This is a genomic window from Metapseudomonas cellulosilytica (genome assembly GCF_049334135.1).
Classification (GTDB): Bacteria; Pseudomonadota; Gammaproteobacteria; order Pseudomonadales; family Pseudomonadaceae; genus Metapseudomonas.
Genome location: NZ_JBHZGN010000004.1, coordinates 181,238 through 206,813, shown reverse-complemented (window position 1 = coordinate 206,813; position 25,576 = coordinate 181,238). Strand labels below are relative to the sequence as shown.

Sequence of the window (25,576 nt, the reverse complement as noted above, 5' to 3'; positions counted from 1 at the left end):
TGACTAGCTGGCACTGTGCCTGTACTTGCTCCGGGAAAATTTCCTGAGGGGGGTGTGCAACCGCCAGCATCGTCGGCAGTCCAATTTGAAGTTCGTCCGTTCCCGTACGCAGGATGCGTGATTACGAGGAGAGCCTGAATGAGCATGGAGCGTCTCAGTCAGCAAGTCGACGCATACGTTGCCTGGAAGCGCGAGCTATTGCGGGAGATCACCCGCTATAGAAGCTGGCTCGAACACAACCGGCTCAATTCCGACGCGCTCTGCGCCAAGCTGGAACGCGCCCAGCGCCTGCTCCGCACCGACCACATCACCCTGGCCTTCGTCGGCGAGTTCTCCCGCGGCAAGACCGAACTGATCAACTGCCTGTTCTTCTCCGAATTCGGCCAGCGCATGCTGCCCTCCCAGGCGGGGCGCACCACCATGTGCCCCACCGAACTGTTCTACGACCCCCGCTCCGAGCGTTCCTACATCCGCCTGCTGCCCATCGAGTCGCGCACCGCCTCCGCCAGCGTGGCGCAGTTCAAGCGCGCGCCGCGCCACTGGGTGAACATCCCGCTGGACCCGAGCGACCCGGACAACATGATCCAGGCCTTCACCCAGGTGGCACGGACCAAACCCATGCCGGTGGAACAAGCCATCCAGCTGGGCTTCCACCCGGACATGCTCGACGCCACCGGCCGCCCCGGCGAAGTGCTGGTGCCGGCCTGGCGCCACGCCATGGTCAACTTCGACCACCCGCTGCTGCGCCAGGGCCTGCGTATCCTCGATACCCCCGGACTGAACGCCCTCGGCAGCGAACCCGAGCTGACCCTGTCGATGTTGCCCAGCGCCCAGGCCATCGTCTTCCTGCTCTCGGCCGATACCGGCGTCACCGCCAGCGACATGGGCGTCTGGCAACAACACATCCGCCAGTTGGACGGGGACGCCCAGACCCACCTGTTCGCCGTGCTGAACAAGATCGACGTCCTCTGGGACGACCTGGCCGGCGACAGCTTCGTGCAGAACGCCATCACCCGCATCCAGGAAACCACTGCGCGCCAGCTCGGCATTCGCCGGGAGGATATCTTGCCGCTCTCGGCCAAGCAGGCGCTGCTGGCCAAGGTGCGCAACGACGACGAACTGCTTGCCCGCAGTCAGATCGGCGCCCTGGAAGAACTGCTCTGCGAGCGCATCGTCACCCAGAAGGAACGGCTGATCGAAGACAACGTGGCCCACCAGATGATGGCGCTGCTGCAGAACAGCCTGCATGTGCTCAATCTCCGCCTGGAAAAGGTCCGCGAACAGCAGGCGATGCTCGACAGCCACCAGCAGGACAACGGCCAGATGCTCTTCGAGCTGACCGCCCGCACCAAGGAAGACCACGCCCGGCACCACCGTCGCCTGCTCGGCCTGAAGACCAACCAGCGCCTGCTCAAGCGCCAGGGCGATAACTTGCGCAACGCCGCCCGCCAGGAGCGCCTGGATGAACACCTGGCACGCCTGCGCCGCGAACTCACCGGCAGCTGGACCACCCTGGGCATCAACCAGGCCATCCTGCATTTCTTCCGCGCGCTGGAGCACGACCTGCACAGCCTGGAGCACGAAGCGGACATGGCCAACAAGATGGTCGCGGCCATCTACCGCCGGCACAACGATGAAAACCCGCTGCACGGCGTCGACGGGCCGCAGTTCAATGCGCAGCGCTACCTGCGCGAGATCGCCCAGCTGCGTGAAAAGGCCGACCAGTTCCGCCTGCATCCCAAGACCCTGCTGACCGAGCAGCGCCTGCTGGGCAAGCGCTTCTTCGAGACCCTGGTGCAGGAAGTGATCGGCATGCACCAGCGCCTGCGCCAGGAAGTCATCCAATGGGCCAGCGACGCGCTGATGCCGTTGATGCAACACACCCTGGAGCACAAGCAGCTGCTGGAAACCCACATGCTGCGACTCAAGGCCCTGGCCCAGGAAACCCAGCTGACCCGCCAGCGCGGCCAGCAGCTGGAGCGCTACGCCGAGGAACTGGAGCAGCAGATCGCCGAGGCCAACGAGATGCTCCGCACCTTCCGCCGCCCCTCGCCGATCCAGCGCATGGCCAAAGTGGTCAACCTGCCCCTGCCCCCCCGCATACAACGTGGCGGCGAGTCTGCCTGACCCCCGCAGCAGCTGATTATTCGACGTCTTGGCCGCCTCCCCGCGCGCTTGCCGCTGGGGACGGCGCTCTTTAGACTGGCGCCCTTCCAAAATAGAGAGCAGGGTCGCGATGCCCACCGCCATTCCCGCAGATTCCGTCGGCCTGGTCAGCCCCCGGGTGCAGCGCTTCAGCGAGCCGCTGGCACTGGCCTGCGGCCGCAGCCTGGCCGACTACGAACTGGTCTATGAAACCTACGGCGAGCTGAACGAATCCCGCAGCAATGCGGTGCTGATCTGTCACGCGCTGTCCGGCCACCACCACGCGGCCGGCTACCACAGCATGGAAGACCGCAAGCCCGGCTGGTGGGACAGCTGCATCGGCCCGGGCAAGGCCATCGATACCCTGAAGTTCTTCGTCGTCAGCCTGAACAACCTGGGCGGCTGCAACGGCTCCACCGGCCCTTCCAGCATCAACCCGGCCACCGGCGCGCCCTTCGGCGCCGACTTCCCGGTGATGACGGTGGAGGATTGGGTCAACAGCCAGGCGCGCCTGGCCGATACCCTCGGCATCCAGCAGTGGGCCGCCGTTGTGGGCGGCAGCCTCGGCGGCATGCAGGCCCTGCAGTGGACCATCAGCTACCCGGAGCGCGTGCGCCACTGCCTGGCCATCGCCTCGGCGCCCAAGCTCTCGGCGCAGAACATCGCCTTCAACGAGGTGGCGCGCCAGGCCATCCTCACCGACCCGGAGTTCCACGGCGGACACTTCCAGGAACAGGGCGTGATCCCCAAGCGCGGCCTGATGCTGGCGCGCATGGTGGGCCACATCACCTACCTGTCGGATGACGCCATGGGTGAGAAATTCGGCCGCGGCCTGAAGAGCGAGAAGCTCAACTACGACTTCCACAGCGTGGAATTCCAGGTGGAAAGCTACCTGCGCTACCAGGGCGAGGAGTTCTCCGGTCGCTTCGACGCCAACACCTACCTGCTGATGACCAAGGCCCTGGATTACTTCGATCCGGCCGCCGCCGATGACGGCGACCTGGCACGCACCCTGGCGGCAGCCAAGGCGGACTTCTGCGTGCTGTCCTTCACCACCGACTGGCGTTTCTCCCCGGCGCGCTCGCGGGAAATCGTCGACGCCCTGATGGCCGCGCGAAAGAACGTCAGCTACCTGGAGATCGATGCGCCCCAGGGCCACGATGCCTTCCTCATGCCGATCCCGCGCTACCTCCAGGCCTTCAGCAGCTACATGAACAGGATTGCGGTGTAACCCATGCGTGCCGACCTCGACATCATCCAGGACTGGATTCCAGCTGGCAGCCGGGTACTCGACCTCGGCTGCGGCCGTGGTGAACTGCTGGCCTGGCTGCGCGACCACAAGCAGGTCAGCGGCTACGGCCTGGAGATCGACCCGGAAAACATCGCCCACTGCATCGACCGTGGCATCAACGTGATCGAACAGGACCTGGACAAGGGCCTGGGCAACTTCGCCAGCAACAGCTTCGACGTGGTGGTGATGACCCAGGCGCTGCAGGCCGTGCACTACCCCGACCGCATCCTCAAGGAAATGCTGCGGGTCGGCCGCGAGTGCATCATCACCTTCCCCAACTTCGGCCACTGGCGTTGCCGCTGGTACCTGGCGCGCTACGGGCGCATGCCGGTGTCGGAGTTCCTGCCCTACACCTGGTACAACACGCCGAACATCCACTTCTGCACCTTCAAGGACTTCGAGGCACTGTGCCGCGAGATGCAGGTGAGGGTCCTCGATCGCCTCGCCGTGGACAACGCGCACCGGCACAACCTGCCGAGCCGGGTTTGGCCTAATCTGTTGGGTGAGATCGGCATCTATCGCGTCAGCGGCCCGGGACTTGCGGACCACCGCGTCGCGGTCTGAATCAAAGGAGACCCACCATGCGTCGTCTAGCCCTGCTCCTCTTCGCCCTTTGCCTTGCCCTGCCGGCGGCCGCCGAGCGCAAGCAGACTTTCGGCGACCTGGACGTGCACTACAACGCCTTCAACTCCAGCTTCCTGCAGCCGGACATCGCCGCCGCGGTCGGCCTGACCCGCAGCAAGACCCAGGGCGTGGTCAACGTTGCCGTGCTCAAGGCTGGCAAGGCCAGCACCGCGCAGGTCAGTGGCCAGGTGAAGAACCTGATGGGCCAGGTCACCGCGCTCAAGTTCAAGCAGGTGAACGAAGGCGAGGCCATCTACTATCTGGCGCAGTTCCCCTTCGACGAGCGCGAGGTGCTGAACTTCACCCTCAACGTGCAGCGCGGTGACGAAGCGCCGCACAGCTTCAGCTTCGACCAGGAATTCTTCCCCGACCAATGATGCCTTTCAAAGAACTGGTGCTGGCCAGCCACAACGCCGGCAAACTCAAGGAACTCCAGGCCATGCTCGGCGACAGCGTGAAGGTGCGCTCCATCGCCGAGTTCAGTGATGTGGAGCCGGAAGAGACCGGTCTGTCCTTCGTCGAGAACGCCATCCTCAAGGCACGCAACGCGGCGCGGCTATCCGGCCTGCCGGCACTGGCAGACGACTCGGGCCTGGCGGTGGATGCCCTCGGCGGCGCGCCCGGCATCTACTCGGCGCGCTATGCCGATGGCAAGGGCGATGCGGCCAACAACGCCAAGCTCCTGGATGTACTGCGCGACGTCCCCGAGGTGGAGCGTGGCGCCCAGTTCATCTGCAGCCTGGCCCTGCTGCGCCACGCCGACGACCCGCTGCCGATCCTCTGCGAGGGCATCTGGCGCGGTCGCATCCTGTTCGAGGCCCGTGGCGATCACGGCTTCGGCTACGACCCGCTGTTCTGGGTCCCCGAATGCGAATGCTCCAGCGCCGAACTCTCCCCCATCGACAAGAACCGGCTCAGCCACCGCGCCCGCGCCATGGCCCTGCTCAAACAGCGGCTGGGGATATGAAAGCCGCAAGCCCGCACCCGGCGGCTGGAAGCGAACTGGGCTTCCAGCTGCCGCCCCTGGCGCTCTACGTCCATATTCCCTGGTGCGTGCGCAAATGCCCCTATTGTGATTTCAACTCCCACGCCGCCGGCTCCGAGCTGCCTGAAGAGGCCTATATCGATGCCCTGCTGGCCGACCTCGAGCAGGACCTGGGCCACGTCCACGGTCGTGAACTGACGTCGATCTTCTTCGGCGGCGGCACCCCCAGCCTGTTCAGCGCCAACGCCATCGGCCGGCTGCTGGACGGCGTGGAACAGCAGGTACCCTTCGCCCGCGACATCGAGATCACCCTCGAAGCCAACCCCGGCACCTTCGAGCAGGCCAAGTTCGCCGCCTACCGCAAGCTCGGCATCAATCGCCTGTCCATCGGCGTGCAGAGCTTCCAGGAGGCCAAGCTCAAGGCCCTGGGGCGTATCCACAATGGCGAGGAAGCCGTCCGCGCCGCCGACATGGCGCGCCGCGCCGGCTTCGATAATTTCAACCTGGACCTGATGCACGGCCTGCCGGAGCAATCCATCGAGGACGCCCTGGAAGACCTGCGCACCGCCATCGCCCAGGGCCCGACGCACCTCTCCTGGTACCAGCTGACCATGGAGCCGAACACGGTGTTCTGGAGCCAGCCGCCCGAGCTGCCCGAAGACGACATCCTCTGGGACATCCAGGAAGCCGGCCAGGCCCTGCTCGCCGAGCAGGGTTATGCCCAGTACGAGGTATCCGCCTACGCCCGGGGCGCCCTGCGCGCGCGTCACAACATCAATTACTGGACCTTCGGCGATTTCCTCGGCATCGGCGCCGGTGCCCACGCCAAGCTGAGCAGTCCGGAGGGGCGGATCATCCGCAGCTGGAAGACCCGCCTGCCGAAGGACTACCTGGACCCGGCCAAGCACTTCCAGGCCGGCGAGCGCCACCTGGACCAGGACGAGCTGCCCTTCGAATTCCTCATGAACGTGCTGCGCCTCACCGACGGCGTGCCCGCTGCACTGTTCACCCAGCGCACCGGCATGCCGCTGGCCAGTCTCGCGGCGGCCCGTAGCGAGGCCGAAGCCCGCGGCCTGCTGCAGAAGGACCCGCAACGGCTGGTGGCCACCGCCGAAGGCCAACTGTTCCTCAACGACCTGTTGCAGCATTTCCTGCCTTGACGGGCGGGCCGTGGATTTGGAATCGTCTGCTCCCGAACCCTACCGCTAAGGACCCCGGATGGACGCCGTACTGGACATGATCGCCACCCTGTCGCGCTGGAGCCGCGGCCACCTGCACGATATCGCCCTGGCCATCATGGCCACCCTGCTGGTGCTGTTCGGCCCGACCATCAACGCCTGGGTGCAGCAACGCATCGGCAGCCTCAACTTCCTCTTCCGCACCCTGCTCTTCGTACTGCTGTGCGCGGTGGGCTACGGCCTGGCGATGATCTACCTCACGCCCTGGCTGGCCAAGGGGCTGGACTACTTCAACAACTACACCCTGGCGCCCGTCCTGCTACTAGTCTTCTTCGTGATCGGCATCATCGCCGACCGCAACTAGGGCCGACGGCCACTGGCCGCCAATCCAGGGAGCACGCCCATGAAGCCGATCAAGCACCTCTACCTGTACTTCCAGGATGGCCAGCGCCTGGCCCTGCGCTTCCCCCAGCAATCCGCCGACCCGGTGGAAGTCGCCCGTGGCCTGCGCCGCCAGCTGGAATCACCCTTTCTCAGCATCGAAGTGGATGGCGACCTGCTGCTGATACCCCGGGAAAGCATCAAGTACCTGCAGATCAGCCCGGCACCGCCGACATTGCCGGAGGCGACTCTGACCGGAGCGGAGCTGATCAACTGAACGGTATGACCCCAAAGGGCTCGACGGTAGGGTGCGCCGTGCGCACCAGTTGACCCGCGCAGATTTTCCGGTGCGCACGGCGCACCCTACGGTTTGCCGCTTGCCATAAAACACCCGCCCATTAAAAAGCCGCCCCGAAGGGCGGCTGGGATGGCCAGGCAGGCCGGAATCAGTTGCCTTCGCGTCGTAGCGCCTGGGGCGTGAAGTCCCTTGGGCTGAGCGGGGCGTTGAAATCATACATGGGTTCGTTGTTGTCGAGGCCATCGACGAAGTAACGATTCCCGACGAAATCGTAGATGGTTTCCAACGTACTGCCGAACATGGGTACATCGTAGTAGCTGATCGGATGGCTTTCCTGCATGCCGCTCAGGTGCCCGTCCTTGTCGTAGAGGTCGACGGCGAGGATCTGCCAGCTGTCCTCATCCAGATAGAACCGCCGCTTGGCATAGGGATGGCTGAAACCCTTGCGCAGGCTCGCCTCAACCACCCAGACGCGGTGCTGCTCGTAGCGCAGCAGGTCGGGGTTCACGTAGCTGGCCTTGAGGATCTGCTCGTAGGGGATGCCTTTCTGGTGCACTGCGTAGCTGTTGTACGGCACCAGCATTTCCTGCTTGCCCAGCAGCTGCCACTCATAACGGTCCGGCGCACCATTGTAGGAATCCACCACGTCGGCGGTGGCCAGGCCATTGCTGTCTGGCTGCAGGGTGTCATAGGCCAGCATCGGCAGGCGGCGCACGCGGCGCTCACCCCTGTTGAAGCGCCAGGCCTTGCGGATCGACAACACCTGGTCAAGGGTCTCCTGCACCACCAGGGCAGAACCGGAGAGCTTGGCCGGGGCCACCACGCGGTACTTGTAGAAGAACAGGGTGTTCTCCAGGTTGCCCGGGGTCATGCCATCGCGACCGTAGACGAAGTAGATGTCCCGTTCCAGCTTGAGCAGGTTGTAGCTGCCGTTGGCGAGGACCGCCGCCTGGTTGGTGGTGAAATGGACCTGCTCGCCACGGTAGCGCAGGATGTGGTTCCAGATGGCTTCCAGGCCGTTGGCCGGAAGCGGGAAGGGAACGCCCGCGGCGGCACCTTCCACGCCGTTGCCACCGGCGATCAGGGTGCCGTTCTCGGCATTGAGGCGGGTCACGTCATAGATGCGCTGCGGGGCAGCGGCGCTGCGGTGGGTCGGGAAGACCCGCAGCTTGTAGTCCGGATGCGCGACCAGCAGGGCCTTGTAGCCGGGAGTCAGCAGCTTGTCGTACTGGCCGAGGTTCTTGCTATCGATGACAAAGCGCGGAGCTTCGCCGGCATAGGGATCGGGGTGGTGCATACCCGGCTGGTAGCCGGCGGGCGGGCTGGCAAGGCCGCCATCCCAGGCCGGGATGGTGCCGGCGGCATTGCCGGCGCGTTCGCCGCCCAGCGGGGTGAGTTCCTGCCCGAGACGGGCGGCCTGCGTAGCGTCGACCTTGGCCTGGGCCTGCAGGGTGCAGCCGGCCAGGAGCAGATATCCGAATGTTCTCAACAACACAGCCTTCTCCTCACGACGCAGGCGCTGCCACGTCGCTCTTATTCTTATGCCGCCCGCCCGATGGGCAGGCGTTGTTATCGTCGGATCAGGTGAGGTGCCGGGTGATCCCGGTCTAGTCTGGTCTGCCGAGCCGCCGCCAAGCGGCGGTCGGTCAATCGATGCGCTGGAACTTGAGGTCCCAGACGCCGTGGCCGAGGCGCTCGCCGCGGCGCTCGAACTTGGTCACCGGGCGCTCGTCCGGACGCGGGACGTAGCGGCCGTCCTCGGCCAGGTTGCGGTAGCCGGGCGCGACGTTCATCACTTCCAGCATGTGCTCGGCGTAATGTTCCCAGTCGGTGGCCATGTGCAGCACGCCACCGACCTTGAGCTTCTGCCGCACCAGTTCGGCAAAGGCCGGCTGGACGATGCGCCGCTTGTGGTGGCGGGACTTGTGCCAGGGATCGGGGAAGAACAGCAGGACGCGGTCGAGGCTGGCGTCGGCCACGCAGTCGCGCAGCACCTCCAGGGCGTCGCAGCTGTACACGCGGATATTGGAGAGGCCCTGGGTCATGGCGCCGTTGAGCAGCGCGCCGACACCGGGACGGTGCACTTCGACACCGATGAAGTCCTGCTCCGGCGCGGCGGCAGCCATTTCCAGGGTGGCGTGGCCCATGCCGAAACCGATCTCGAAGGTGCGCGGCGCGCGGCGACCGAACAGGGCGTCGAAGTCCTGCGGACCGTCGGCCAGCTCCAGGCCGAACTTCGGCCAGCCCTGGTCGAGGCCGCGTTGCTGGCCTTCGGTCATGCGCCCGGCGCGCATCACGAAACTCTTGATGGTGCGATGACGCACTTCGCCGGCTTCTGCCGGCGAGTCCTGGTGTTCTGTCATGGGTTATCTCAGCGAATCAGACCGTCCAGCGGCGACGAGGCGCTGGCGTAGAGCTTGCGCGGCATGCGCCCGGCCAGATAGGCGAGGCGGCCGGCGACTATGGCGTGCTTCATGGCCTCGGCCATCATTACGGGGTTCTGCGCATGGGCGATGGCGGTGTTCATCAGCACGGCCTCGCAGCCCAGTTCCATGGCGATGGTGGCGTCGGAGGCGGTGCCCACGCCGGCATCCACCAGCACTGGAACCTTGGCTTCCTCGAGGATGATGCGCAGGTTCCAGGGGTTGCAGATGCCCATGCCGGAGCCGATCAGACCGGCCAGCGGCATTACCGCGATGCAGCCCATCTCGGCCAGTTGGCGGGCGATGATGGGGTCGTCGCTGGTGTAGACCATGACGTCGAAACCGTCCTTGACCAGCTGCTCGGCGGCCTTGAGGGTTTCGACGACGTTGGGGAAGAGGGTCTTCTGGTCGGCCAGGACTTCCAGCTTGACCAGCTTGTGGCCATCCAGCAGCTCGCGGGCCAGGCGGCAGGTGCGCACGGCCTCTTCGGCGTTATAGCAGCCGGCGGTGTTCGGCAGGATGGTGTACTTGTCCGGGGAGATCACGTCCAGCAGGTTCGGCTCGCCCGGGTTCTGGCCGATGTTGGTGCGGCGCACGGCGACGGTGACGATCTCGGCACCGGAGGCCGCGATGGCATCGCGAGTTTCCTCGAGGTCCTTGTACTTGCCGGTGCCCACCAGCAGACGCGACTGATAGGTACGGCCCGCAAGGGTGAAGGGCTTGTCGATCGGCGTTTGGCTCATGCTGGACTCCTGGCGGGCAGAGGGAATTGCGCGAAGTGCGGAACGAGTACTGCAGGTGGATGCGGCTGGTTGGGCATGGGGCCCGCGACTAGCCGCCGCCGATGGCGTGCACCACCTCGACGCGGTCGCCTTCGGCGAGGGCGGTGGCGGCGTGCAGGCTGCGCGGCACGATATCGAGGTTGAGTTCGACCGCGACGCGGCGGCCGGTCAGATCCAGGCGGGCGATGAGGTCCGCGACAGTCTGGCCATCGGGCAGCTCGAAGGATTCGCCGTTCAACTGAATGCGCATGACGGGTCGGTCACAACTGGAAAGGGGACGGCATTCTAGCCCGATACCCGCGCCGGACCAAGGCAAAACGGCGCCATTCGTCCCGCAATTTGACGCCAGGGTCAAGTTAGCGAGTGCCCAGATTCCAGGCCGCCAGTCCCAGGCATAGCCAACCGGCGAGGAAAGCCAGGCCACCGAAAGGGGTGATGATGCCGAGCTTGCCGATGCCGGACAGCGTCAGCAGGTAGAGGCTGCCGGAAAACAGCAGGATGCCGAGGGCGAAGAAGCCACCGGCGAGGTTCACCAGCCGTCCCGGGGCGTGCAACGCCAGCAGGGCGACGCCGAACAGCGCCAGGGCATGGATGAGCTGGTAATGGGTGCCGGTCTGGAACACCGCAAGGTACTCGGGAGTCAGCCTGCTCTTGAGGCCATGGGCGGCGAAGGCACCGAGGGCCACCCCGGTGAAACCGGTGAATGCGGACAGCAACAGGAACAGGCGCGCCATGGAGACTCCAGACAGGGAACGGACGGCCGCTATAATGGCGCGCAAATTTTCCCGGGCCAAGCCAGCATGTTCAGCACCATTCGCCGCCGCCTGTTCAAACTGCTGCTCTGGTTCGCGGCGGCGTCCGTGTTGCTGGTGATCCTGTTCCGCTGGATACCGACGCCGGGCTCGATGGTGATGGTCGAGCGCAAGATCGAATCCTGGATCGACGGCAAGCCTATCGACATCGAGCGTGACTGGGTGTCCTGGGACGAGCTGCCGGACGACCTGAAGATCGCCGTGATCGCTGCCGAAGACCAGAAGTTCGCCGAGCACTGGGGCTTCGATATTCCCGCCATCCGCAAGGCCCTGGCCCACAACGAGCGCGGCGGCTCGATCCGGGGCGCCAGCACCCTCAGCCAGCAGGTGGCGAAGAACCTGTTCCTCTGGTCCGGCCGCAACTGGGTGCGCAAGGGGCTGGAGGTCTGGTTCACCGGCTTGATCGAGCTGTTCTGGCCGAAGCACCGCATCCTCGAGGTCTACCTGAACAGTGTCGAATGGGGTAACGGCGTGTTCGGCGCAGAGGCTGCGGCGCGACAGCACTTCGGCGTACCGGCGGAGCGCCTGTCACGCCAGCAGGCGGCCTTGCTGGCGGCGGTACTGCCCAATCCGCGCCAGTGGAGCCCCACCCGTCCCGGCAGCTACGTCGCCCGCCGCGCCGGTTGGATCCGTCGGCAGATGAACCAGTTGGGCGGCAGCCAGTACTTGCAGCAGCTCTGAGGTCCGCCTCGGACCCCTACGCGCGCGTCAGTGCTTCATTGCTTCCCGCGGCACCAGGTGCAGCAACTGCAGCCTGCCGTCGGACAGGTGCACGCTCAGCCCCTGCTGGGGGTAGACCCAGGCCTCGCCCTCGCCGGTGCGCAGACGCAGTCGCGGTGGTCCGATGCTGGCAGCCAGGCGCGCCGCCGAGACCTCGGCCATGGGCACCATGTTCAACACCGCCACCCGATGACCACTCATCTCTTCGAGCATCTCGCCGCTCAGCGGCTGCTCCTCGGTGCCCGTGCCCAGGGCCGTGGCCAGGCTGGCCTGTTCGCTGTCACTGAGCTCCAGCTCCGCCTCCAGGCGCCAGACACCCTCATCGCGGCTCTGCTCGGAGCGATAGACCAGACGCGGACCTTCAGCGCGTGGCTGCAACCAGAGCTCACCCGGCGCCTGCTCGTTCAGCTGCTTCAGGGTCAGGTCCTGTTCGGCCAGGGGCTCGATTACCGCCTCCTGCCAGTCCACCAGCCAGGCCAGCGGCTCGGCCCGGTCGGACTGCCTGCTCATCCACATCGCCAGGGAGAAGAACAGCACGGCGACCGCGGCGAACAGCAGCCAATGGATCGAGCGCAGGGGCGGCATGGGCATGGCGGTTTTCTCCAGGCAGAAAAAAGCCGCACCAAGGTGCGGCTTTTCCGAGTTTCAGCGTCACGCCTGAATGAAGCCCTTGAGCTTGCTCATGGCGTTTTTCTCCAGCTGGCGGATACGCTCGGCGGAGACGTTGTACTTGGCCGCCAGGTCGTGCAGCGTCGCCTTCTCCTCGGCCAGCCAGCGCTGGTAGAGGATATCGCGGCTGCGCTCGTCCAGGCCGTCCAGCGCTTCGTGCAGGTTGGCGGTGGAGCTGTCGCTCCAGTCCGCTTCCTCCAGCTGGCGCGCCGGGTCGTAGCGGTGGTCTTCCAGGTAGTGGGCCGGGGCCTGGAAGGCGGTGTCGTCGTCGGCATCCGCCGCCGGGTCGAACGCCATGTCCTGGCCGGTCAGCCGGCTTTCCATCTCGCGCACTTCGTGGGGCTCGACACCGAGGCTGTCGGCCACCGCGTGGACTTCGTCGTTGTTCAGCCAGGTCAGGCGCTTCTTCTGGCTGCGCAGGTTGAAGAACAGCTTGCGCTGCGCCTTGGTGGTGGCGACCTTGACGATGCGCCAGTTGCGCAGGATGAACTCGTGGATCTCGGCCTTGATCCAGTGCACCGCGAAGGACACCAGGCGCACGCCCATCTCGGGGTTGAAGCGCTTGACGGCCTTCATCAGGCCCACGTTGCCTTCCTGGATCAGGTCGCCCTGGGCCAGGCCGTAGCCGGAATAACTCTTGGCGATGTGCACGACGAAGCGCAGGTGCGCCAACACCATTTGCCGTGCCGCTTCCAGATCTTGTTCGTAGAAGAGGCGTTCGGCCAGTTCGCGCTCCTGCTCGACGGACAACAGCGGGATGCCGTTGACCGCATGCACGTATGCCTCCAGGTTCGCACCGGGGGCCAGGGCATAGACAGGTTGCAGGGAAGTGGTCATGCGAATCCTCCGATTCACTAAAGCTCGCGCAGTGTAGCACTGGGCAATCTGACTGCAAGGGGGCGTAAAAGTTTCGTTACACCCCATGCAAGGCCCGCGAGAACCGGCGCTTCTAGCGCGGCGCCAGCTCGCTCAGGTGGCGGGCGACGGCCAGCCAGGCGCCAATGTACCCCAGCAGCACGGCCCCCAGAAGCAGGGATAGACCATCGGCTAGCGGCACTCCGGCGAGGGCGAAGTCGCTGCCATAGAGGCCGGCCAGGCGCACCACCGCATCGTTCAGCCAGTCCAGGCCAGAGGCCAGTACCAGCCAGGCCAGCAGGCCGGCGCCGGTGCCATAGAGCGCGCCCATATAGAGGAAGGGGCGGCGCACGTAGCTGTCGGTCCCGCCCACCAGCTTGATCACTTCGATCTCGGTGCGGCGGTTCTCGATATGCAGACGAATGGTATTACCGATCACCAGCAGCAGCGCCAGGATCAGCAGCACCGCCAGGCCGAAGACGAAGCGCTCGCCCAGCTTGAGGATCGCCGACAGGCGTTCGACCCAGACCAGGTCCAGTTGCGCCTGCTCGATGCCGGGCATCTCGGAGAGACGCTGGCGCAGGGCTTCCAGGGCCGCCTTGTCGACTTCCTTGGGCGTGACCAGGACCACGCCCGGCAGCGGGTTCTGCGGCAGCTCCTTGAGGGCCTCGCCGAGACCGGACTGCTGTTGCAACTCGGCCAGGGCCTGCTCGCGGCTGATCCACTCGGCCTCGGCCACGTCCGGCATGCCGGCGATCTCGTCGCGCAGCTTCTGGCCCTGGGCTTCGCTGGCGTCCATCTTCATGAACAGGGAAATCTGCGCCGCGCGTTGCCAGGAACCGCCCAGGCGCTCGACGTTGCTGAGCAGCAGGGACAGGCCCATGGGCAGGCTGAGGGCGATGGCCATCACCAGGCAGGTGAAGAAGCTGCCGATGGGCTGGCGGCCGAGGCGGCGCAGGCTGTCCACCAGGCTGGCGCGGTGACTTTCCAGCCAGGCGTGCAGCAGCGTACGGAAATCCGGCCCCTCGTCGCCCTGCTCCGGCGCTTCGACGTGCCGGGGCGATGCGCCTACACGTTCGGCCGGCTTTGGCGGCGGCATCTGCTTGGCGCTCATCAGACCGCCTCCCCGTCGCCGATCAGGCGACCGCGTTGCAGGGTGAGCAGGCGGTGACGCATGCGCGCGATTAGCGCCAGGTCGTGGCTGGCGATCAGCACTGTGGTGCCCAAGCGATTGATGTCCTCGAATACGCCCATGATCTCGGCGGCCAGGCGCGGGTCCAGGTTACCGGTGGGTTCGTCCGCCAGCAGCAGGGCCGGACGGTGCACCACCGCGCGGGCGATGCCGACGCGCTGCTGCTGGCCGGTGGACAGGTCGGCCGGGAACAGCTCGGCCTTGTCCGCCAGGGACACGCGCTCCAACGCCACGCTCACCCTTTTCGCGATCTCCGCCTTGGAAAGGCCATGGATCTGCAGCGGCAGGGCCACGTTGTCGAACACGCTGCGGTCGAACAGCAGCTGGTGGTTCTGGAAGACCACGCCTATCTGGCGGCGCAGGAAAGGAATCTGCGAGTTGGTGATGGTCGACAGGTCCTGCCCGGCCAGCAGCAGCTTGCCGCTGGTGGGGCGCTCCATGGCGAGCAGCAGGCGCAGCAGGGTGCTCTTGCCGGCACCGGAATGGCCGGTGACAAAGAGGAACTCGCCGCGACGAACGCGGAAACTCAGTTCGTGCAGGCCGACATGGCCATTGGGATAGCGTTTGCCGACCTGCTCGAATCGAATCATGCGGACTCCCGCTCGGCGAAAAGGGCCTTGACGAAGGCGTCGGCCTCGAAGGTGCGCAAGTCGTCGATACCTTCGCCAACGCCGATATAGCGGATCGGCAGGCCGAACTGCTTGGCCAGGGCGAAGATCACCCCGCCCTTGGCGGTGCCGTCCAGTTTGGTCAGCGCCAGGCCCGACAGGTTGACCGCCTGGTGGAACTGCTTGGCCTGGTTGATGGCGTTCTGGCCAGTGCCGGCGTCCAGCACCAGCAGCACTTCGTGGGGAGCCGAGTCGTCCAGCTTGCCGATCACCCGGCGTACCTTCTTCAGCTCTTCCATCAGGTTGTCCTTGGTGTGCAGGCGGCCGGCGGTGTCGGCGATCAGCACATCGACGCCACGGGCCTTGGCGGCCTGCACGGCATCGAAGATCACCGAGGCGGAGTCGGCACCGGTGTGCTGGGCGATCACGGCGATGTTGTTGCGCTCGCCCCAGATCTGCAGCTGTTCCACGGCGGCGGCGCGGAAAGTGTCGCCGGCGGCCAGCATCACCTTCTTGCCGTCCAGTTGCAGCTTCTTGGCCAGCTTGCCGATGGTGGTGGTCTTGCCGACGCCGTTCACACCCACCACCAGGATCACGTAGGGCGCGCGACCGCCGTCGATCTTCAGCGGCTGCTCTACCGGACGCAGCAGGGCGGCCAGCTCGTCCTGCAGGGCCTTGTAGAGGGCGTCGCTGTCGGCCAGCTGCTTGCGCGCGACCTTCTGGGTCAGGCTCTGGACGATGGCGCTGGTGGCTTCCACGCCGACGTCTGCGGTGAGCAGGCGGGTCTCGATCTCATCCAGCAGGTCGTCGTCGATGGCCTTGCGACCGAGGAACAGGCTGGCCATGCCTTCGCCGATGCTGGCGCTGGTCTTCGACAGGCCCTGCTTGAGGCGGGCGAAGAAGCCGGTCTTGGGTTCGGATACTGACGCGGGAACCGGTGCGACCTGCACGGTCTCGGGCGTAGGAACAGGCTGAGCGGCGACCGGTGCAGGTGCAGGTGCAGGTGCAGGTGCAGGTGCAGGTGCAGGTGCAGGTGCAGGTGCAGGTGCAGCAGGCTCGATCACTGCCGATTGTTCGGCAATCACCGGCGCCGGAGCGGGTGTCTCGACTACCGGAGGTGCGGCTTCAACCACCACCGGAGCGGGGGCGGGGGCGGGCTCCGGAGCCGGAGCGGCTGCGGGAGCCGCCATCGGTGCAGCGTCCCGCTCAGCGCTGGGTTCGGCGGCCGGGACAGTTTCGGCTGCAGGCGCAGGGGCGGCCGGCGCCTCGGCCTCGACAGGCGCCACCGGCTCCGCCGGAGCGACGGGAGCGGTTTCCTGGGGCTTTCTGCGCAGCCAGCCGAACAAGGATTTCTTTTCCCCGGCCTGCGCCGGAGCCTTCTTGTCGTCGTTGGAACCAAACATGAGTCGATTGCATCTCAAGGGAGCGGCCGTGCTGGCTCTATGCCGGCCAGCTTCGCCGCCCCGGGAAAGGATGGGGTATCCTAGCACCTCTTCGCCCGCAGGCGGTACGACCGCCGGGGCCGTCCGACAGGTCAAGAACATCGATGAAAGCCATTGCCCGACAAGCCGCCGGCTTGCTGTGTTGCGCTCTTTGTCTGCCCGCCCTGGCACTGGCTGCAGACAACCAGCCCACCCACGAGTTCACCCTGGACAACGGCCTGAAGGTCGTGGTCCGTGAAGACCACCGCGCCCCCGTGGTGGTCTCCCAGCTCTGGTACAAGGTCGGTTCGAGCTACGAGACGTCCGGCCAGACCGGCCTCTCCCACGCCCTGGAACACATGATGTTCAAGGGCAGCCGCAAGCTCGGGCCCGGCGAAGCCTCGCGCATCCTGCGGGAGCTTGGCGCCGAGGAGAATGCCTTCACCAGCGACGACTACACCGCCTATTACCAGGTGCTGGCCCGCGATCGCCTGGGCGTCGCCTTCGAACTGGAAGCCGACCGCCTCGCCAGCCTCAAGCTGCCGCCCGAGGAGTTCAATCGCGAGATCGAGGTCATCAAGGAAGAACGCCGCCTGCGCACCGACGACAAGCCCACCGCCAAGGCCTTCGAGCGCTTCAAGGCCATGGCCTACCCGGCCAGCGGCTACCACATCCCCACCATCGGCTGGATGGCCGATCTCAACCGCATGAAGGTCGAGGAGCTGCGCCACTGGTACGAATCCTGGTACGTGCCGAACAACGCCACCCTGGTGGTGGTGGGTGACGTCACCGTGGATGAGGTCAAGGGCCTGGCCGAACGCTTCTTCGCCGGCATCCCGAAGCGCGAAGTGCCACCCGCGAAGAAGCCCCTGGAGCTGGCCACCCCCGGCGAGCGCCGCCTGACCCTGCACGTCCGCACCCAGCTGCCGAGCCTGCTGATGGGCTTCAACGTACCGGGCCTGGCCACCGCCAAGGACGCCCGCCAGGTCCACGCCCTGCGGCTGATCTCCACCCTGCTCGACGGTGGCTACAGCGCACGCCTGCCGAGCCGCCTGGAGCGCGGCGAGGAGCTGGTCAGCGGCGCCTCCGCCTGGTACGACGGATTCCCCCGCGGCGACAGCCTGTTCGTCGTCAGTGCCACCCCCAACGTGCAGAAGGGCAAGACCCTGGAGCAGACCGAGGCCGGTATCTGGCACCAGTTGGAGGACCTGAAGAACACCCCGCCCAGCGCCGACGAGCTCAAGCGCGTGCGTGCCCAGGCGATCGCCGATCTGGTCTACCAGCGCGATTCCATCACCAGCCAGGCCACCACCATCGGCCAGCTGGAAACCGTCGGCCTGTCCTGGAAGCTGATGGACCAGGACCTCGCCGCCCTGGAAGCCGTGACCCCCGCCGACATCCAGGCCGCCGCCAAGACCTTCTTCACCCGCGACCGCCTGAGCGTCGCCCACATCCTGCCCGAGGAGGCCCGCAATGAGTGAGCGCAACGGCCTGCGTTACGGCCTGCTCGGCCTGGTCCTGATCGTCCTGCTCGGCGTGCTGGGCGTCATCGTCGACCGCCCGTCCAGCACCGCCACCGCCGACACCGTCGCCCCGGCAGCGACCGAGGGCCTGCAGACCCTGGCCGAGGTGGGCGGCAAGGCGCCCGGGCGCCGCACCCTGGACATCCAGAGCTGGACCACCGCCGAAGGCGCCAAGGTACTCTTCGTCGCCGCCCCCGAGCTGCCGATGTTCGACCTGCGCCTGACCTTTGCCGCCGGCAGCAGCCAGGATGCGGGCACACCGGGCCTGGCCACCCTGACCAACGCCATGCTCAATGAGGGCGTGGCCGGCAAGGACGTCACCGCCATCGCCGAAGGCTTCGAGAGCCTGGGGGCGGAGTTCGGCAACGGCGCCTACCGCGACATGGCCATCGCCAGCCTGCGCAGCCTGACCGCGCCCGAGCAGCGCCAGCCCGCCCTGGAACTCTTCAACCAGGTGATCGGCGCGCCGACCTTCCCGGAAGACTCCCTGGCGCGAATCAAGAACCAGATGCTCGCCGGCTTCGAGTACCAGAAGCAGAACCCCGGCAAGCTGGCTGGCCTGGAGCTGTTCGAGAAGCTCTATGGCCAGCACCCCTATGCGCACCCCAGCGACGGAGACGAGAAATCCATCCCCGGCATCAGCGTGGCCCAGCTGCGCGCCTTCCACCAGAAGGCCTACGCCGCCGGCAATGTGGTGATCGCCCTGGTCGGCGACCTGTCCCGCGCTGATGCCGAAACCATCGCCAGCCAGGTGTCCAGGGCCCTGCCGAAAGGCCCGGCGCTGGCCAAGCTGCCCGAACCGGAGGCTCCCAAACCCGGCCTCAACCACATCGAGTTCCCGTCCAAGCAGACCCACCTGATGCTGGCCCAGCTCGGTATCGACCGGAACGACCCGGACTACGCCGCGCTCTACCTGGGCAACCAGATCCTCGGCGGCGGCGGCTTCGGCACCCGGCTGATGGAAGAGGTGCGCGAGAAACGCGGCCTTACCTACGGCATCAGCTCCGGCTTCACCGCCATGCAGGTGCGCGGTCCCTTCATGATCGGCCTGCAGACCCGCGCCGAGATGAGCCAGGGCACCCTCAAACTGATCCAGGACATCGTCCGCCAGTACCTGGCAGACGGCCCGACCCAGAAGGAACTGGACGACGCCAAGCGCGAACTGGCCGGCAGCTTCCCGCTGTCCACCGCGAGCAACGCCGACATCGTCGGCCAGCTCGGCGCCATCGGCTTCTACAACCTGCCGCTGACCTACCTGGAAGACTTCATGACCAAGATCCAGGCGCTGGATGTGGCCCAGGTCAAGGCGGCCATGGCCAAGCACCTGAACCCCGACCAGTTCGTCATCGTCACCGCCGGCCCGACCGTCACCCAGAAGGACCTGCCGCCCCCCACCGACAAACCCGCTGAAATGCCCAGCGGCGTACCGGAGCACTGATGCGCAAGCCAACCGCCAAACCTGCCCGACCCAGCCACGGCGGCCAGGGCCAACTCCGTATCATCGGCGGCGAATGGCGCTCGCGGCGCTTCGCCTTCCCCGACGGTCCTGGCCTGCGTCCTACCCCCGACCGGGTGCGCGAGACGCTGTTCAACTGGCTGGCGCCCCATGTGGAAGGCGCGCGCGTACTGGACCCCTTCGCCGGCAGCGGCGCGCTCTATCTGGAAGCGCTGTCCCGTGGCGCAGCCGAAGGCCTGGCCCTGGACCTCAACCCCGACTCGGTGGCCGCCCTGCGCGGCCACCTGGACGTGCTGCGCTGCAGCAACGGCCAGCTGCTGCAAAGCGACGCCCTGCGCTACCTGCAGACGCAGGCGCCCAGCGCCTTCGACCTGGTATTCCTCGATCCGCCCTTCAACCAGGGCCTGCTGGTGCCCGTCTGCGACCTTCTGGAACATCGCGGCTGGCTGGCACCCCGCGCCTGGGTCTATACCGAAAGCGAGAACCCGCCCTCCACGCTGGGCCTGCCGGGCAACTGGCGCCTGCACCGGGAGAAGAAAGCCGGCCAGGTGTACTACGCCCTGTGGCAGCGCGCAGTCGGAGAGAGCCCCGACGCCTGAGGCACCTGTTCACGATCAGCTGCGCGTCGGAACATCGGCGTTGAACGTGAACAGGCTCCTGAGTGACGGCTATACCGATGAACCAGTTCCACACCCAGGTCTCCCCCCGCATCGACTACCAGCCCGCCTGGTGGTTGCCCGGGCCGCACCTGCAGACCCTCTGGTCGCCCTTCTGCCGCACGCCGCCGCAGCTGGAACGTCGGCGCGAGCGCCTGTGGCTGGAGGATGGTGATTTCCTCGACCTGGACTGGCATGGCCCCCACGAGGCCAGCTCACCGCTGGTGCTGGTTCTCCATGGCCTGACCGGGTCGTCCACATCGCTTTACGTGCTTGGCCTGCAGCAGGAGCTCGCCACCCGCGGCTGGGCCAGCGTGGCCATCAACTGGCGCGGCTGCTCGGGCGAGCCCAATCTACTGCCCCGCGGTTACCACTCCGGGGTGAGCGAGGACCTGGCCGCCGCCATCCACCACCTGAAGGCCAGCCGTCCGCTGGCGCCGCTCTATGCCGTGGGCTATTCCCTCGGCGGCAATGTGCTGCTCAAGCACCTGGGCGAGGCCGGTGAAGACTGTGGCCTGGAAGGCGCGGTGGCGGTTTCGGTGCCCTATCGCCTGGACCAGTGCGCCGACCGCATCGCCCTCGGCTTCTCGCGGGTCTACCAGGCGCACTTCATGCGCGAGATGGTGGCCTATGTGAAGAGCAAGCAGCGTCTGTTCGCCCACCAGGGCCAGGCCGAACACCTGTCCACCCTGGAGCGCCTGGGCTCACTGGAAGGTCTGAATACCTTCTGGGAATTCGACGGCCGCATCACCGCACCGCTGCACGGTTTCAGCGACGCCCAGGACTACTACCGCCGTGCCTCCAGCCGCTACTACCTGGGCGGCATCCGCATCCCCACCCTGCTGATCCACGCCGCCGACGATCCCTTCGTGTTCCGCCACAGCTTGCCGCAGGCCCACGAACTCTCCGCCACCACCCGCATGGAACTCCACGCACGGGGCGGCCATGTGGGCTTCGTCGAAGGATCGCCGCAGAACCCCGCCTACTACCTGGAGCGGCGGATTCCGGGCTGGCTGGCAACCTGCTGCTAGGACGGAGCGCCCGCAGGGACGCTTTTTCAGCTGAGCCCACGACGGCTCGACTTCATTCCTCGGCGAACCAGCGATCGAACCAGCTCCAGCGGTGCGGGAAGCGCGCCTTGAGGCCCAGGCGATCCACGCGCCAGAACGCCGGCCATTCGCCCTTGACCCGCGCCAGCAGGCGCAGGTTGCGGTTCGACTCGCCGAATGCCTCACGCAGCTCCACGGGCACGGGCACGGCGTCCTCCACCAGGCGCACCACCTCCGCGGGCAGCCAGGTGCCATCCGGCAGGCGCAGCCGGAAAGGCTGGCCCGGCGTGGCATAGGCGGCATGGCGCGGATCGAGGTAGACCCAGAGCTCGGCGTCGCCCAGGCGCTGCAGGCGCATGAGCAAGGTGCCGGGGCCGACGTTCTCGCCCTCGCCCACCAGCACCTCGCTGATCACCCCCGCCTCGCCGGCCTTCAGCTCCAGGCCCTGCAGTCGCGCCTGCAGCCAGTCGCTCTCCAGCCGGCGCTGGCGCTCCAGAGTGTCGTCCGCCGGCAGCGACTCGCGGCGATCAAACTCCAGCAATTCGCGCAGGCGCCTGTCGCGCTCGTCCTCGGCCCGCTGCAGCTCGCCGCGGGTGGCGGCGCCGGCGGCGAGCAGGCCGCGCAGGCGGCCGAGGCGGGATTCCGCGCTGTCCAGCAGACGCTGGAGGGCCTGGCGCTCCTGCTCCCGCATCGCCGGCTGCCCGGCAGACGACGGCGACAGGGTCGAAGGCTGGGCGAGCAAGGCAAGACGCCCGCGCCATTCGGGGTTGTCCATCCGCAGCAGCAACTGGCCGGCTTCCACCCGTTCGCCGGGCCGGACCAGCACACGCTCCACCTGCCCGGCCTCCCGCGCGCGCAGTTCGCTGGAGGGCAGATGCAGCTGGACCGGCGCCTCGATCAGCCAGAGGCCGAAGAACTCACGCCCGACCAGAAACAGCAGGGGGCTGGTGACGGCCAGCAGGATCAGGTACCAGCGCAGCTTGAAGGCCAGGCGCTTGCCCGGCGCATAGAGGACCTTGAGGCCCTGGTCCTGGGTGGGCTGCTGTTCCTTGGGGCTGGAGAATCGAATCTTCATGGGTTGGCTCAACGGGGGAAGTGGGTCCAGTCCTGCCAGTCGACACCGGCGACGCCGACCGCCTGCAAACGCGTGCGCCAGCGCTCCATCTGCTCCCGCAGTTGCGCGCGCGAGGCGCCGGCCCAGGACTCCTCGGCCGACAGCTGCGGTTCGACGCTCTGCGCCAGGCGAAAGCGCAGCGCCGGCCAGCGCCGGGCGATAGATGCCGCCAGCTCGGCGCTGCGCGCGGGATCGCGGGTATAGATCATCAGGTTGACCTGCCGCACGCCGCGCTGCGGCAGGGCGCAAGGCACGCAGGTCCTGCCGGCGACGGGCTCGGCGAACCAGCGGTGATGGCTGGACAGTTCCAGCGGCCAAGGCGAGCGCCCGGCCGCGGCGCCCAAGGTATCCAGCCAGGCCTGCAGGCGGCTGTCGGGCACCGGCCAGCCGGCCTGCTCGACTTCCAGGTCCAGGTGCAGGGCGTCGAAGCGCAGCCCCTGGAGCCGGCCGATCAGGTCCAGCAGCCCCTGGCGTCCGGAGGGCTCCAGCCAGGCCGGATCGCCCAGCAGCAGGGCGACCTCCAGGCCCTGGGCGTGGGCCTCATCGAGCGTGTCCTGCAATTGCTTGCGCAGGGCCGGGACGTCCGCCACCTGCCGGGCATCGAGTCCCAGGTAGAGCCGCTTCATGCCGGCACGGCGCAACTCGCCCAACTCGGCGCGGCGGCTGTCCGGCTGCAGCAGCGCATGGCTGTTCCACAGGTAGACGCCCTGGCTCCAAGAAGCCGGGCTACGTGCCTTGGGCGCCGCCTCGCCCGCTTCCAGGGCCTGCCAGTCGACCCGCTGCGGACCGAGCAGGGAGGACAATGCCTGGTCGTCGTCGACGAACAGGCGCAACGCCGCCTCGCGCAACCAGGCGCCATGCCAGGCGGCGATCAGGCGCAATCCCGTGTTGTAGCGCTCCAGCTCCACGGCCAGCTCCTCACCGGGATTCTCGGACACCGCGCGCTCGGCCCGCAGCCGCTGCTCCCGCAGGGCCTGCTCGGAAACGGCGAGCTGCTCACGCTCCCGCTCCAGATCGGCAACCGCCTGGCGCTGCGACTGCAGGGTCTGGCCCAGGGACTGCAGCAGTTGCTGGCGCTCGGCCTCCAGTTGTGCCACGGCGGCTTGATGCCGCGCCTCGCCCTCGCGCCCGCGAGCCTGGCCGTAGGCCAGCAGATCGAAGGGAGCGGACAGGCTGAGGCTGGCCACCAGGCCATCGCCACGCTTGCTGGCGCCACTGCGGTCTTCATAGCTCTGCGCCAGGCTGAAGCTGGAATCGACGCTCGCATACCAGGGCGATTGCCGATTGCCTTCGGCATGACGCACCTCGTCTTGCCGCTCCTGCAGACGCGGATGGCCCTCGATGGCCTGCCGCCAGTTGGCCACGGGCATGACCTGCATGGACAACGGCTCCGCCCGGGCCCACTGGCCGGGGGCGATCTCCAGGCCGGCCAACCCGGCCAGGCTGGCGCGGGTGTCTTCCTCCAGCAGTGCGCTACGCGCGCAACGGCGCTGCAGGCCCTGCCACTGGCCATCCAGCAGCCGCGCCTGGGACGGCAGCAGCCAGCCCTCGCGCTGGCGGCGGGCCAGGCGTTCGCGGGCGACCGCCGCAGCGGGCAGCAGTGACTCGCACCAGCGCGCCTCCTGATCGGCGCGCCACCAGTCGGCGTAGGCGCTGCGCAAGGCCAGCCGCTGCTCGGCCAGGCGCAACAGGCGGCGGGCCTTCTGCCGCTCTTGTTCGAGTTCGACCGCGGACACCGCCTGCACCTGCCGGCGCAGGCTGCCGAGCAGGGGATGGCGCAGGCCGAGAGCCAGGTCGCGACCGTAGTAGTCGTCGCGCAGATCGTCGGTCACCAGCTCGCGATAACGCCCTGTGCTGCCCGCGCCGAACCATTGCCAGCCCGCCTCGGCCTCGCGCTGCTCCTTGAGGGCGTCCAGCGCCCTCAGTTCGGCGGCGTTGGCCTGCAACGCGGCGCCTTCCTCGGCGCGCTCCAGCACCCGGTCCAGCGGCAGCACCTCGGCCCGGGCGACGCCCACCGCCGACAGCAGTGCACAGAGAAGCAGGGAACGGATCATGGATTCAGAACCTCTTCGCCCTGCGCAGGACCCACCAGGGCGCCATGCTGGTTTCCTCGTGGCCGCGGCGCAGGGCCTCGTTGAGCATGGCCACCGCGCTCCACAGGCGCATGACCAGCATGAACAGGGGGAAGACGAAGACCACCGGGAACAGCCGCAGGTCCTGGCGCGGGCGCTCGGACACCAGGGCTAGCATGGCCAGGTAGAGCAGCAGCGTCATGCCCAGATAGACCAGGTAGATGAGCGCCGCCAGGGCCAGGAAGCGCGGCCAGGGCAGCACCAGGGGCCCCGCCAGGCAGTAGCCGAAGATGATGAACGGCAGCACCAGTTGGAAGAAGAAGCCGGTGATCAGGGTCATCAGGAAGTTCGGCCAGCCCAGCAGGCGCGGATTGAAGCTGTGGCGATGCTTGCGGATATAGAGGAAGTACAGGTCACCGTCCCAGCGCAGGCGCTGCATGAGGAACTGGCGAAAGGTCACGGGCGCGTCGGTATGGCCGATGGCGGCAGGCTCGAAGGGTATGCGCAGGGGCCGGCGGCCGAAGTAGTTCTTGATCCGCAGGGTGATGTCGAGGTCTTCCGCGGTGTGGGTGTCCCAGCCACCGATCTTGTCGAGGAAACTGCGGCGAAAGGCACCGAATGCACCGGACACGTTGTTCACCAGGTTCCATTCGCTGAGGCCGATCTTGGCCATGTGGATCGACAGCTGGTACTCCAGCGCCTGCATGGCGGTGGTCAACGAGGCCCAGGCGTTGCGCACCCGCAGGCTGCCCGCCACCGCCGGCACGTCCGGATCCGCGAAGTGGCGGACCATTCGGCTGACCATGTCGTTGTCGAAGGACGTGTCGCCATCGAGGGCCATCACCACTTCACCGGTGCAGTGCGCCAGGCCCGCGTTCAGCGAGGAGACCCGGCCGCCGCGCTGCCACTTGGCGATGGGTCGCAACAGGCGCCGCGGATGGAGCAGCGGGTCGACGCGGAAATCTCGCACCGCCTGCATGGTCGGCCGGTTCACGGCGGCGCCGTCGACCACCGGGATCATCTCGATGTAGCCGGGGTAGGTCTGCTCGCACAGGCTGCGCAGGGTCTGCTGCACGTCGCGCCCTTCGCTGTAGCAGGTGATGATGCAGGACACCCGCGGGCGATAGCCGTTGTCCCGTGGCAGCTCGAAGGGTTTGCGCATGAACCAGCGCAGCACGCCGATCAGCACCAGCAGGTTGAGCGGCACCTCCAGCAGCAGGAAGGCCGGCAGCAACTTGAACACGCCCTCCAGGATCCCATCGCTCCTGGCCAGCTCACCAACCAGCAACAGCCACTGCTCGAAGAATGCTTCCATGCTCGCG

General features: G+C 67.0%; 26 protein-coding genes. 13 read left to right on the top strand and 13 right to left on the bottom strand.

Annotated features, from left to right (window positions below; genetic code table 11):
• Nucleotides 1-138: 138 nt before the first annotated feature.
• The 8 genes from ACFW0H_RS07030 to ACFW0H_RS06995 all read left to right on the top strand — a co-directional run bounded on the left by ACFW0H_RS07030 (nt 139) and on the right by ACFW0H_RS06995 (nt 6,881).
• On the top strand, nt 139-2,127 hold the full coding sequence (locus tag ACFW0H_RS07030) for a dynamin family protein (RefSeq protein WP_422913178.1): 1,989 nt from the start codon (nt 139-141) through the stop codon (nt 2,125-2,127).
• A gap of 109 nt (nt 2,128-2,236) precedes the next feature.
• Nucleotides 2,237-3,376, top strand: a complete 1,140-nt coding sequence (gene metX / locus ACFW0H_RS07025; RefSeq protein ID WP_422913177.1) for a homoserine O-succinyltransferase MetX — start codon at nt 2,237-2,239, stop codon at nt 3,374-3,376.
• A gap of 3 nt (nt 3,377-3,379) precedes the next feature.
• Nucleotides 3,380-4,000 carry a methionine biosynthesis protein MetW gene (gene metW, locus ACFW0H_RS07020; RefSeq protein WP_422913176.1) on the top strand — a complete coding sequence of 207 codons (621 nt, stop codon included), beginning with the start codon at nt 3,380-3,382 and terminating at the stop codon, nt 3,998-4,000.
• 17 nt (nt 4,001-4,017) lie between these two features.
• On the top strand, nt 4,018-4,437 hold the full coding sequence (locus ACFW0H_RS07015) for a DUF4426 domain-containing protein (RefSeq protein WP_422913175.1): 420 nt from the start codon (nt 4,018-4,020) through the stop codon (nt 4,435-4,437).
• On the top strand, nt 4,434-5,027 hold the full coding sequence (gene rdgB / locus ACFW0H_RS07010) for an RdgB/HAM1 family non-canonical purine NTP pyrophosphatase (RefSeq protein WP_422913174.1): 594 nt from the start codon (nt 4,434-4,436) through the stop codon (nt 5,025-5,027). Before ACFW0H_RS07015 ends, rdgB begins: the two co-directional genes overlap by 4 nt.
• A complete protein-coding gene (gene hemW / locus ACFW0H_RS07005) occupies nt 5,024-6,205 on the top strand; it encodes a radical SAM family heme chaperone HemW (protein WP_422913173.1) in 1,182 nt (393 codons plus the stop codon). Before rdgB ends, hemW begins: the two co-directional genes overlap by 4 nt.
• Nucleotides 6,206-6,263: 58 nt before the next feature.
• Entirely contained in the window at nt 6,264-6,587 is a 324-nt protein-coding gene (locus tag ACFW0H_RS07000) for a DUF3392 domain-containing protein (protein WP_422913172.1), read from the top strand.
• A 39-nt stretch (nt 6,588-6,626) separates the two neighbouring features.
• The gene (locus tag ACFW0H_RS06995; protein ID WP_422913171.1) at nt 6,627-6,881 is read left to right on the top strand and encodes a hypothetical protein; all 255 of its coding nucleotides are present in this window, start codon (nt 6,627-6,629) and stop codon (nt 6,879-6,881) included.
• A 169-nt stretch (nt 6,882-7,050) separates the two neighbouring features.
• Here the strand turns inward: ACFW0H_RS06995 and ACFW0H_RS06990 are convergent, their stop codons facing one another.
• The 5 genes from ACFW0H_RS06990 to ACFW0H_RS06970 all read right to left on the bottom strand — a co-directional run bounded on the left by ACFW0H_RS06990 (nt 7,051) and on the right by ACFW0H_RS06970 (nt 10,841).
• The gene (locus ACFW0H_RS06990) at nt 7,051-8,394 is read right to left on the bottom strand and encodes a DUF1329 domain-containing protein (RefSeq protein ID WP_422913170.1); all 1,344 of its coding nucleotides are present in this window, start codon (nt 8,392-8,394) and stop codon (nt 7,051-7,053) included.
• Between the two features lie 154 nt (nt 8,395-8,548).
• Nucleotides 8,549-9,265, bottom strand: a complete 717-nt coding sequence (gene trmB / locus ACFW0H_RS06985; protein WP_422913169.1) for a tRNA (guanosine(46)-N7)-methyltransferase TrmB — start codon at nt 9,263-9,265, stop codon at nt 8,549-8,551.
• A gap of 8 nt (nt 9,266-9,273) precedes the next feature.
• The gene (locus tag ACFW0H_RS06980) at nt 9,274-10,068 is read right to left on the bottom strand and encodes a thiazole synthase (protein ID WP_422913168.1); all 795 of its coding nucleotides are present in this window, start codon (nt 10,066-10,068) and stop codon (nt 9,274-9,276) included.
• Nucleotides 10,069-10,156: 88 nt separating this feature from the next.
• The gene (gene thiS, locus ACFW0H_RS06975) at nt 10,157-10,357 is read right to left on the bottom strand and encodes a sulfur carrier protein ThiS (RefSeq protein ID WP_377691694.1); all 201 of its coding nucleotides are present in this window, start codon (nt 10,355-10,357) and stop codon (nt 10,157-10,159) included.
• Nucleotides 10,358-10,463: 106 nt separating this feature from the next.
• On the bottom strand, nt 10,464-10,841 hold the full coding sequence (locus ACFW0H_RS06970) for a DUF423 domain-containing protein (RefSeq protein ID WP_422913167.1): 378 nt from the start codon (nt 10,839-10,841) through the stop codon (nt 10,464-10,466).
• 66 nt (nt 10,842-10,907) lie between these two features.
• Here ACFW0H_RS06970 and mtgA point away from each other — a divergent pair, with 66 nt between their 5' ends.
• The gene (gene mtgA / locus ACFW0H_RS06965; RefSeq protein WP_422913166.1) at nt 10,908-11,600 is read left to right on the top strand and encodes a monofunctional biosynthetic peptidoglycan transglycosylase; all 693 of its coding nucleotides are present in this window, start codon (nt 10,908-10,910) and stop codon (nt 11,598-11,600) included.
• A gap of 27 nt (nt 11,601-11,627) precedes the next feature.
• Here mtgA and ACFW0H_RS06960 read toward each other — a convergent pair whose 3' ends face one another.
• The 5 genes from ACFW0H_RS06960 to ftsY all read right to left on the bottom strand — a co-directional run bounded on the left by ACFW0H_RS06960 (nt 11,628) and on the right by ftsY (nt 16,366).
• A complete protein-coding gene (locus tag ACFW0H_RS06960) occupies nt 11,628-12,230 on the bottom strand; it encodes a hypothetical protein (protein ID WP_422913165.1) in 603 nt (200 codons plus the stop codon).
• Nucleotides 12,231-12,290: 60 nt separating this feature from the next.
• Nucleotides 12,291-13,145: an RNA polymerase sigma factor RpoH gene (gene rpoH / locus ACFW0H_RS06955; RefSeq protein ID WP_422913164.1), complete on the bottom strand. Its 855-nt coding sequence runs from the start codon at nt 13,143-13,145 to the stop codon at nt 12,291-12,293.
• A gap of 112 nt (nt 13,146-13,257) precedes the next feature.
• Nucleotides 13,258-14,277, bottom strand: a complete 1,020-nt coding sequence (gene ftsX, locus ACFW0H_RS06950; protein ID WP_422913163.1) for a permease-like cell division protein FtsX — start codon at nt 14,275-14,277, stop codon at nt 13,258-13,260.
• Nucleotides 14,277-14,945, bottom strand: a complete 669-nt coding sequence (ftsE, locus tag ACFW0H_RS06945; RefSeq protein WP_377691688.1) for a cell division ATP-binding protein FtsE — start codon at nt 14,943-14,945, stop codon at nt 14,277-14,279. Before ftsE ends, ftsX begins: the two co-directional genes overlap by 1 nt.
• Entirely contained in the window at nt 14,942-16,366 is a 1,425-nt protein-coding gene (gene ftsY, locus ACFW0H_RS06940) for a signal recognition particle-docking protein FtsY (protein ID WP_422913162.1), read from the bottom strand. The genes ftsE and ftsY overlap by 4 nt, the downstream gene beginning before the upstream one ends.
• A 143-nt stretch (nt 16,367-16,509) precedes the next feature.
• Here ftsY and ACFW0H_RS06935 point away from each other — a divergent pair, with 143 nt between their 5' ends.
• The 4 genes from ACFW0H_RS06935 to ACFW0H_RS06920 all read left to right on the top strand — a co-directional run bounded on the left by ACFW0H_RS06935 (nt 16,510) and on the right by ACFW0H_RS06920 (nt 21,050).
• On the top strand, nt 16,510-17,865 hold the full coding sequence (locus ACFW0H_RS06935) for a M16 family metallopeptidase (protein WP_422913161.1): 1,356 nt from the start codon (nt 16,510-16,512) through the stop codon (nt 17,863-17,865).
• Entirely contained in the window at nt 17,858-19,345 is a 1,488-nt protein-coding gene (locus ACFW0H_RS06930; RefSeq protein WP_422913160.1) for a M16 family metallopeptidase, read from the top strand. The genes ACFW0H_RS06935 and ACFW0H_RS06930 overlap by 8 nt, the downstream gene beginning before the upstream one ends.
• A complete protein-coding gene (gene rsmD / locus ACFW0H_RS06925) occupies nt 19,345-19,962 on the top strand; it encodes a 16S rRNA (guanine(966)-N(2))-methyltransferase RsmD (protein ID WP_422913159.1) in 618 nt (205 codons plus the stop codon). Before ACFW0H_RS06930 ends, rsmD begins: the two co-directional genes overlap by 1 nt.
• Nucleotides 19,963-20,039: 77 nt before the next feature.
• Nucleotides 20,040-21,050: a hydrolase gene (locus ACFW0H_RS06920; RefSeq protein WP_422913158.1), complete on the top strand. Its 1,011-nt coding sequence runs from the start codon at nt 20,040-20,042 to the stop codon at nt 21,048-21,050.
• A gap of 52 nt (nt 21,051-21,102) precedes the next feature.
• On the opposite strand, the gene ACFW0H_RS06915 is transcribed toward ACFW0H_RS06920, so the two are convergent.
• The 3 genes from ACFW0H_RS06915 to ACFW0H_RS06905 are packed head-to-tail and all read right to left on the bottom strand — an operon-like array spanning nt 21,103 to nt 25,569.
• Nucleotides 21,103-22,143 (bottom strand): HlyD family secretion protein, encoded by a 1,041-nt coding sequence (locus ACFW0H_RS06915; RefSeq protein ID WP_422913157.1) that lies wholly within the window; start codon nt 22,141-22,143, stop codon nt 21,103-21,105.
• 8 nt (nt 22,144-22,151) lie between these two features.
• Nucleotides 22,152-24,236, bottom strand: a complete 2,085-nt coding sequence (locus ACFW0H_RS06910) for a TolC family protein (protein ID WP_422913156.1) — start codon at nt 24,234-24,236, stop codon at nt 22,152-22,154.
• A 4-nt stretch (nt 24,237-24,240) separates the two neighbouring features.
• On the bottom strand, nt 24,241-25,569 hold the full coding sequence (locus ACFW0H_RS06905; RefSeq protein ID WP_422913155.1) for a glycosyltransferase family 2 protein: 1,329 nt from the start codon (nt 25,567-25,569) through the stop codon (nt 24,241-24,243).
• Between the last annotated feature and the right edge of the window lie 7 nt (nt 25,570-25,576).

What these genes read in the sequence shown, in the direction of transcription:
- ACFW0H_RS07030 (WP_422913178.1), top strand. Translation starts at nt 139, where the DNA reads ATGAGCATGGAGCGTCTCAGTCAGCAAGTCGACGCATACGTTGCCTGG.
- metX (WP_422913177.1), top strand. Translation starts at nt 2,237, where the DNA reads ATGCCCACCGCCATTCCCGCAGATTCCGTCGGCCTGGTCAGCCCCCGG.
- metW (WP_422913176.1), top strand. Translation starts at nt 3,380, where the DNA reads ATGCGTGCCGACCTCGACATCATCCAGGACTGGATTCCAGCTGGCAGC.
- ACFW0H_RS07015 (WP_422913175.1), top strand. Translation starts at nt 4,018, where the DNA reads ATGCGTCGTCTAGCCCTGCTCCTCTTCGCCCTTTGCCTTGCCCTGCCG.
- rdgB (WP_422913174.1), top strand. Translation starts at nt 4,434, where the DNA reads ATGATGCCTTTCAAAGAACTGGTGCTGGCCAGCCACAACGCCGGCAAA.
- hemW (WP_422913173.1), top strand. Translation starts at nt 5,024, where the DNA reads ATGAAAGCCGCAAGCCCGCACCCGGCGGCTGGAAGCGAACTGGGCTTC.
- ACFW0H_RS07000 (WP_422913172.1), top strand. Translation starts at nt 6,264, where the DNA reads ATGGACGCCGTACTGGACATGATCGCCACCCTGTCGCGCTGGAGCCGC.
- ACFW0H_RS06995 (WP_422913171.1), top strand. Translation starts at nt 6,627, where the DNA reads ATGAAGCCGATCAAGCACCTCTACCTGTACTTCCAGGATGGCCAGCGC.
- trmB (WP_422913169.1), bottom strand. Translation starts at nt 9,265, where the DNA reads ATGACAGAACACCAGGACTCGCCGGCAGAAGCCGGCGAAGTGCGTCAT.
- ACFW0H_RS06980 (WP_422913168.1), bottom strand. Translation starts at nt 10,068, where the DNA reads ATGAGCCAAACGCCGATCGACAAGCCCTTCACCCTTGCGGGCCGTACC.
- thiS (WP_377691694.1), bottom strand. Translation starts at nt 10,357, where the DNA reads ATGCGCATTCAGTTGAACGGCGAATCCTTCGAGCTGCCCGATGGCCAG.
- ACFW0H_RS06970 (WP_422913167.1), bottom strand. Translation starts at nt 10,841, where the DNA reads ATGGCGCGCCTGTTCCTGTTGCTGTCCGCATTCACCGGTTTCACCGGG.
- mtgA (WP_422913166.1), top strand. Translation starts at nt 10,908, where the DNA reads ATGTTCAGCACCATTCGCCGCCGCCTGTTCAAACTGCTGCTCTGGTTC.
- ACFW0H_RS06960 (WP_422913165.1), bottom strand. Translation starts at nt 12,230, where the DNA reads ATGCCCATGCCGCCCCTGCGCTCGATCCATTGGCTGCTGTTCGCCGCG.
- rpoH (WP_422913164.1), bottom strand. Translation starts at nt 13,145, where the DNA reads ATGACCACTTCCCTGCAACCTGTCTATGCCCTGGCCCCCGGTGCGAAC.
- ftsX (WP_422913163.1), bottom strand. Translation starts at nt 14,277, where the DNA reads ATGAGCGCCAAGCAGATGCCGCCGCCAAAGCCGGCCGAACGTGTAGGC.
- ftsE (WP_377691688.1), bottom strand. Translation starts at nt 14,945, where the DNA reads ATGATTCGATTCGAGCAGGTCGGCAAACGCTATCCCAATGGCCATGTC.
- ftsY (WP_422913162.1), bottom strand. Translation starts at nt 16,366, where the DNA reads ATGTTTGGTTCCAACGACGACAAGAAGGCTCCGGCGCAGGCCGGGGAA.
- ACFW0H_RS06935 (WP_422913161.1), top strand. Translation starts at nt 16,510, where the DNA reads ATGAAAGCCATTGCCCGACAAGCCGCCGGCTTGCTGTGTTGCGCTCTT.
- ACFW0H_RS06930 (WP_422913160.1), top strand. Translation starts at nt 17,858, where the DNA reads ATGAGTGAGCGCAACGGCCTGCGTTACGGCCTGCTCGGCCTGGTCCTG.
- rsmD (WP_422913159.1), top strand. Translation starts at nt 19,345, where the DNA reads ATGCGCAAGCCAACCGCCAAACCTGCCCGACCCAGCCACGGCGGCCAG.
- ACFW0H_RS06920 (WP_422913158.1), top strand. Translation starts at nt 20,040, where the DNA reads ATGAACCAGTTCCACACCCAGGTCTCCCCCCGCATCGACTACCAGCCC.
- ACFW0H_RS06915 (WP_422913157.1), bottom strand. Translation starts at nt 22,143, where the DNA reads ATGAAGATTCGATTCTCCAGCCCCAAGGAACAGCAGCCCACCCAGGAC.
- ACFW0H_RS06910 (WP_422913156.1), bottom strand. Translation starts at nt 24,236, where the DNA reads ATGATCCGTTCCCTGCTTCTCTGTGCACTGCTGTCGGCGGTGGGCGTC.
- ACFW0H_RS06905 (WP_422913155.1), bottom strand. Translation starts at nt 25,569, where the DNA reads ATGGAAGCATTCTTCGAGCAGTGGCTGTTGCTGGTTGGTGAGCTGGCC.